Here is a 6,269-nt window from a genome sequence, read left to right on the forward strand (position 1 = left end):
AACTCCGGCGGGTAGTTCTTCATGACCACGAGATGTCCGTTCTCAGATCCTCAGGATCCAGTGTCTCGTGTGTTCAACATCAGGGGTCAACGCCCATGTATCGGTAGGCGGTGGTGGTGCCGATCCCGAATCCGGCCGCGAGCTGGGCGTAGGGCTGGCCGTTGCGCAGGTGGGCGAGGACGAGCAGGGCCTGGAACAGGCCGCCGCACAGAAGGCCGACGGCTGGCTCTCCCGCTTCCGTATCTGACCCGGGCAAGCCGCGGCGACCCGGCCACGCGGGCAAGCCCAAGATGGGCCTGGGCAAGCCCGAGTTGTCGGTGGCGGCTGCAAGGCTTGGTCGGATGAACGGCGATGAGCAGCTGCTGAATGGCCGGGTCTACGGTGCGGAGCACGACGACCCCCCGCCCCGCTCCCACGCCGTACCTACGCCGAATTGGTCGGTGGGCCGCTGGACGGCTTGCTGCTGGATATCCACGGGTGGCGGAGCGAGGAAGTCGACGACGGCGTGGCCCTGTCCACCGAGCTGTCGCCGTGGCCTGGCGGCCGCGCCCTGTATGCCCCGCGCCCCGGCGAACCCCGCACGCCCAGCCCGGGTGTGAGCTGCAGTTTCTACTACTCCGGCGACACACCCTGACCACAGGCCCGACCGCCGCACCGGTGGCCCGACCACACCGACCACGGCAGGGCAGCGGACCCGGCCAGCTCGGGGACTGCGGTGGCGACAGTCCTTGGAGGCCCACCGCTCGGTTGGGTGAAGCAACCGCAGCGGCGGAAGTCTCCCGGACCGCCGGGGCGTAGAGCTCGTAACACGATCATGAAGGTGCCTTCTTGAGGCGTCGCCAGCAGATCAGGCTGCAGGCCAGGGAGACGAAGGCGTCGTGGAGTTCGGTGCGGCGTTCCCATCGGACGGCGAGTCGTTTGAAGTGGTGGAGCAGGGCGAAGGTCTGCTCGACGACGTAACGGAGCTTGCCCATGCCCTGGATGTTCGGGGCGCCCTTGCGGGAGATGACAGGAAGGATCCGGCGCTTGCGGAGTTCGGCCCGGTTCGGGTTGGAGTCGTAACCCTTGTCGCCGAGCAGGGCTTCGGGACGCTTGCGAGGACGGCCGGGGCGGCCCGCCACCGGTGGGATGCCATCGACCAGGGCGAGGGCCTGGGTGACGTCGTTGACATTGGCGGCGGTCGTAATGACCTTGAGCGGTGTGCCGCGTCCGTCGCAGATCAGGTGGTGTTTGCTGCCCGTCTTGCGCCGGTCGACCGGCGACGGACCGGTGTCGGCACCCCCTTTTTCGCGCGGATGTGAGAACCATCCACGCAGGCCCGTGACCAGTCGAGTTCGCCGGCCGCGTTCAGCTCGGAGAGCAGGATTCGGTGCAGTTGGTCGAAGACTCCGGCCTGCTGCCATCGCTCCAGGCGACGCCAGCAGGTCTGTCCGGAGCCGTACCCCAGCTCCAGCGGCAGCAGTTGCCAGGCGATGTCGTTGTAGAGCACATACAGGATGCCCTGGAGACAGAGCCGGTCTGCCACCGGCCGTGGCCCCGGCGAACGCTCTGGCCAGGGTGGCAGCAGCGGTTCGATCAGCGCCCACAAGTCGTCGTCCACGATCCACGGCCGAGTACTCACGCCATCACGAACGGCCGAATCGTCTGACCGGTCACGCCCGACCAGGGCATCTCAACAAGATCGTGTTACGAGCTCGTAGTGCCGTGTATGGACTCAATCAACGAGACGCACTTGAGCGAGCCGGGCTTGGTCGTCGTTGATGTCGCAGCCGCCGACGACACAACCGCCCTTCCTTTGTAGCAGCTGCTCGCCGACCGGTGGGCGACGGCGGCCGCGGTGCAGACAACGCGGGACATTGGCCAGCTCGGTGTTCGGCTGCGCTGCCTTCTAGACCTGTGCCAGGAGTTCGCCCCTGACTCAAGGCAGGACGGCCACAGCCTTCGGTCGCAGTGTCCTCATCCTTCAGGTCGAGGTCGGCACGGTCGGGCTCGGTGTAGCGCAGCCCTTTTTCGCAGTTCATGACCGTCTCGTAGGCGAGCTGGTGGACCGCCTGGCCATGCCCTCGGTCAGCGGATCAGCTTGTGCAGTGCCGCGGCGCTGACTTCAGCATGGCAGGAACTCCCCGCCCCTGGGGGCGGGGAGTGGGGTGCCTTCACGGCGGGGTGAAGGATGTGGGTTACAGGCCGAGCATCTCGGCGGCCATACGGGTTCCCCTGACGCGTGCTTCGATTTTGGCGAAGGCGATCTCGCGGGAGGTGGAGGTGTCGTCGGCGTACGGCGCGAACCCGGCGTCGTCGCAGGTGCCCAGTCGCTGAACGGGGATGTACGAGGCCGCTTCCAGTACCCGCTCCGACACCTCCTCAGCGCTCTCCACCCGGGGGTCGATCGGATCGATCACGCCGATAAACAGCCGCTGTTCATCGGTTGAGTAGTCGCGGGCGACTTTGAGTGCCCGCTCCGGCTCGGGCTCGCTCGCCATCTGGAGGTAGAAGGTGCCGGCCTTCAACCGGAAAAACTCGGGAAGCAGTTCCGTGTAGTCGACGCCCAGGCTGTGAGCGGAGTCCTGGTCTGCACCCGGGTGGGTGTGCACTCCGATTTTGGCTCGGTCGGCCGCGCTGAACCGGCTGAGGACCTCGTTGTCGAGCGCGATGAAGTCGCGCAGTACTTCCCCGCTGGGTGACAGCTTGAGGGACAGCCGCCCATGGCCGTAGTCGAGCTGGACGGAGGCGGCGCCTGCGGCGAGGCAGCCGCGGATCTCCTTCTCGCTCTCGTCGGCCAGGTCGCTCAGGAAGGTTTCACGGGAGTATCCGGAGATGGAGCCGGCGGGGTAGAGGAGGCTGAGGCAGGAGGGCGCCACGACTGTCTGCTTGACCGGTCGGCTGGCGACCTTGAGCGCGGCGCGCAGGTAGGTCTGCGCGGAGGTTCCGTACTGGAACGGTCCGGAGACCAGCCGGGGAAGCTGCCGGGTGTGTCCGTCGGCGTAGGGGATGGTGACGCCGGCCGGAGCCAGGTTGTCGAGTCCGGTCAGCGGATAGGTGTACGCGCTGGGCTTGGACTGGTCCCCGTCCACAACGACGGGGCTGCCCGTGGCCTCCAGTCGGCTGATGGTCTCGGTGACCGCCCGCTGCTGCAGTTGTGTCAGGCCGGCGAGGTCGAGCCGGCCGCCGGCGTGCTCGGCCATGCCGTCCAGCAGGTACCCAGGTCGGGGGATGCTGCCCATCAGTTCCGTGGGGATGCTCATACCGGGGACCCTAGGAGTCCCATGTGCCGCGACACACCGCATCGGCCAGCACCCCGGGAAGTGGACGCTCTTCGTCACCCGATCGGACCTGCGCTACGGGTGCGCCTGCCGGTACGGTTCTGGGCCGACGACGGAGACGACCGCGGTGAATGCCCAGGATGACCAGTGCCGTGGCCAGTTGGGAAGGGCAGCACGATCACGTGGTCAGCCTCTGGTCCCTCCAGGCAGCCAACGCCCACGGCCCGGCCCTACCTCCCCGATTGGGGCCGGGCAGGGTGTGACCTGCCCGGACTGACGTCGGTTACTCGATCAGGGCATGCAGCCCGGCCGTGCAGACCGCAGCCGCGCCGGTCCCGGCGAGGAACGCCTTGGGGCCGGTCTGATCATCGGTCTCCCGTTATTCCGAATGGGAGGGCGGGATGATAGGCGGGGACGCGGCCGACAATCGGGCGCGCTTTCCCGTGTTGTGCGTCGGCGGAGGCGCCGCGCCGTGCCGCCGTCAGTGGGGCGGTGACGTCAGGCGGGGTACATCGGCGGGGGAGAGGTCGGGGCGTGCTCGGTGCCAGCGTGCGGGATGTCGCCACCGGCCGGAGGCATCGCGGGCGACGTCGACGCCGACTTCCACCACCAGTTCGGGGTCCACCAATGTGACGTTCACTTTCTCCTGGCTGCCCCACCCGGCGGAGAACGACCAGCCTGTCCACGGATGACAGCGCCGCCCTCGAGCGAGCAGGCCGGCGACGGCAGCACCTGCTGCCTGGGCGAGGGTGGTGGTGCGGCCGACGTACTGAAAGCGTCCTTGGTCGTCGTAGCTGCCGAGAGGAGGTCACGGACACACCGCCCGGTTGTCCTTCGCGTCCGTGTAGGCCGCGGGGTACCGCGCTGGTTGCCGGAGAAGGTGATGTCTCCCCGGAGGTAAGGCCGCCGGGAAGGAGAACGTCATTTCAGGTACGGGTCGAGGAGAGTGGTCCAAGACCTGCGAATTTGCTCATATTCTGCCGGGCAGCGTTCCCGTCGGCTCTCGGGCAGGACCTCGTCATTCACGATGGAGCCGAACCCCTTCGGATCCGATCCGTACAGCCAGCATGCCCAGTTGTAGTACCGCTGGGTGTTCAGGGAGTGCTCGTCGGCGAAGGTGTCCGCCGTGGAGAGTGCCTCTTCGTCTGTACGGCGGTGGGGCTGCCATTGGTGTCGAGGTAGCTCAGTTCCAGGTGGTAGCAGTTGCGCAGGGTGATCAGGTCGCCGCTGGTCACCGCCGTGCCGGCCGCCTTGTTCTCTGCCGACAGCACTTCCCAGCTTCCAGTGCCGTTGCCGCGGGTGGGGGTGTCGGCGGTGGAGACGGCGTAGACGCTGCCCGTGGAGGGAGTGCGGCCATTGGTGTCCAGGTAGCCGCCGCTCCAGTCGTTGTAGCCGTTCTGCAGGTGGATCCGGTCGCCGTACTTCAGCGCGTCAGCCATGGAGAGCACTCCGTTCCCTGTCGGTGCCGCCCTGCTGTCAGCGGCACGGAAATCGTCCCGCCACCTGGGGACTGACCGGAGCGCCTTCGCATGGCGATCATCCGATGGTGTGCTCCGGAAGCATCCGGGTTTGAGGGCGCGCTCCCGTGCTGGGCCGATCGGTCTTGCGGGAGACCGCGTGGCGGTCGGTAGCGGGCCGCGGCCATCGGGTTGATCGCGAAGACCTTTCCGCTTGCCGGTGCGCCGAACCGCGACCAGCAGGCCACGGGAGGTTTCGATCGCGACTGGGATCGGGCTCTCCTTTGCCCCGCATTGCGGCTGGGTTTGCCGGGATACGGAAGCCGGCGCCTCTTGCCCACTGCCGTCCGACCTCGTTGTTTGCCGCTTTGGGGCTGCTGGATGATGGTGCGCAGGAGGTGGGCGATGACAGCACATGCGTGGGCGACGCCGCGCAGCACGGGCGGGGTGCCGGACGGGGACGGTGCCGGCCGGCGGTCGCTGGACCGGGTGCGGTTGATGGGTGTGCTGCTGATCCTGCTGTCCCTGATACCGGCGGCAGCCTCCTATGTGGTGTTCAGCTGGTGGCTGCCCTCCGACCAGAGCCGCTACCAGGACTACCGGGCGGCCGAGCCGTGCTCCGCCCGCGACATCGAGCAGGAGCAGACGGACTGCCTGAGCACCTGGCGCCTCACCGTCGAGAAGACGGTGAACGAGACCGGCGGGAAGAGCTCCTCCTACGAGGCGACCCTGACGGACCAGGGCTCCTGGCGGGGAACCGTGTTCTTCGGCGACCCGGGGCCGCTCCTGGAGCGGCTCAAGTCCGGCGACCAGGTCACGGCCACCGCTTGGCGGCGCGACATCGTGGTGCTCCGCAAGGACGGCGTACGGCAGAACACCTCCGAGGCGCCCCGTGACGAGGTCCAGATGAACGCCGCTTTCGGCATGATCGCCGCGCTCGTCGCGGCGCAACTCTTCGTATTCGGCGCGGTACGCCTGGTCAGGCCACGTGACCACGAGCCCTTCACCTGGCACCCGTACGGCAAGCGGCTGCTCATCACCATCGCCGCGGTTTGTTTCGGGGTGGGCCTGTCGGCGGTGTGGATCGGCATCCCGTGGGGGAGCGTGCCCGCCGTCTCGGTACCCATCGTGCTGTGCACGGCGGTCGTAACGGATCACCGCTTGCGTCGCACGACGACTTCGCCGTAGGTACGGCCGAGCTGCCACCAGTACTGCGCCGTGCGCCGCACCCCGCTCAATGGCCGATAGGCCCGTGCGGGTATTGCGCAGCCACGGTCACCGACCACGCCCCGCCGGCGCGTCGCGCGCTGCGCACCGCCGTCACCGCATCCGGCGCCTGCTGCGCACTAGCGGCGGTGTCGGGCAGTTCGACGTTCGGGGCCATCGCCTGCGCAAGCCGGGCCTGCGCACTCGTGGTGTCGTCGGCGCTGCTGCGCAACCACGCACCGACGAACAACTGGGGCCTTCCCCCGTGAAGGTGGGCACGCGGTTATTGATGACGCGGCGAGTGTGAGTTTAGGGGTGTGGTGTCGGTGTTCGTATTCGTTGGGGC

The 6,269-nt window shown here is 67.9% G+C and carries 6 protein-coding genes and 3 pseudogenes; 3 read left to right on the forward strand and 6 right to left on the reverse strand.

All coding sequences use genetic code 11. The annotated features are described in order from the left end of the window. Positions 1-94 precede the first annotated feature (94 nt). Positions 95-193 (reverse strand): annotated as a pseudogene (locus ACFYW5_RS37455) (transposase family protein); the annotation flags it as partial. Positions 194-341: 148 nt separating this feature from the next. On the opposite strand from ACFYW5_RS37455, the pseudogene ACFYW5_RS37460 reads away from it, so the two are divergent. Next, positions 342-634, forward strand: a pseudogene (locus tag ACFYW5_RS37460) (hypothetical protein). 178 nt (positions 635-812) lie between these two features. Here ACFYW5_RS37460 and ACFYW5_RS37465 read toward each other — a convergent pair. Beyond that, positions 813-1,621, reverse strand: a protein-coding gene (locus ACFYW5_RS37465; protein ID WP_389421618.1) for an IS5 family transposase whose coding sequence is annotated in 2 segments (ribosomal slippage) — positions 813-1,286 and positions 1,289-1,621 — 807 coding nt in all. Because the reading frame shifts where the segments join, the coding sequence is not laid out codon by codon here. Between the two features lie 87 nt (positions 1,622-1,708). Between ACFYW5_RS37465 and ACFYW5_RS37470 the strand changes: the two are divergent. After that, a pseudogene (locus ACFYW5_RS37470) lies at positions 1,709-2,023 on the forward strand (DUF6207 family protein). Positions 2,024-2,177: 154 nt separating this feature from the next. On the opposite strand, the gene ACFYW5_RS37475 reads toward ACFYW5_RS37470, so the two are convergent. The 3 genes from ACFYW5_RS37475 to ACFYW5_RS37485 form a co-directional block, all read right to left on the reverse strand. Continuing rightward, complete coding sequence (locus ACFYW5_RS37475; RefSeq protein WP_389421619.1) at positions 2,178-3,242, reverse strand: 5-methyltetrahydropteroyltriglutamate--homocysteine methyltransferase; 1,065 nt, start codon at positions 3,240-3,242, stop codon at positions 2,178-2,180. A 939-nt stretch (positions 3,243-4,181) separates the two neighbouring features. Then, the gene (locus ACFYW5_RS37480) at positions 4,182-4,463 is read right to left on the reverse strand and encodes a DUF4344 domain-containing metallopeptidase (protein ID WP_389421623.1); all 282 of its coding nucleotides are present in this window, start codon (positions 4,461-4,463) and stop codon (positions 4,182-4,184) included. Then, the gene (locus ACFYW5_RS37485) at positions 4,355-4,699 is read right to left on the reverse strand and encodes a hypothetical protein (RefSeq protein ID WP_389421620.1); all 345 of its coding nucleotides are present in this window, start codon (positions 4,697-4,699) and stop codon (positions 4,355-4,357) included. The genes ACFYW5_RS37480 and ACFYW5_RS37485 overlap by 109 nt, the downstream gene beginning before the upstream one ends. 423 nt (positions 4,700-5,122) lie before the next feature. Between ACFYW5_RS37485 and ACFYW5_RS37490 the strand changes: the two genes are divergently transcribed. Further along, positions 5,123-5,905, forward strand: a complete 783-nt coding sequence (locus tag ACFYW5_RS37490) for a hypothetical protein (protein ID WP_389421621.1) — start codon at positions 5,123-5,125, stop codon at positions 5,903-5,905. Between the two features lie 46 nt (positions 5,906-5,951). Here ACFYW5_RS37490 and ACFYW5_RS37495 read toward each other — a convergent pair whose 3' ends face one another. After that, entirely contained in the window at positions 5,952-6,173 is a 222-nt protein-coding gene (locus ACFYW5_RS37495) for a hypothetical protein (protein ID WP_389421622.1), read from the reverse strand. Positions 6,174-6,269 lie beyond the last annotated feature (96 nt).

The organism is Streptomyces sp. NPDC002779 (assembly GCF_042888685.1).
In the GTDB taxonomy this organism is placed as follows: domain Bacteria; phylum Actinomycetota; class Actinomycetes; order Streptomycetales; family Streptomycetaceae; genus Streptomyces.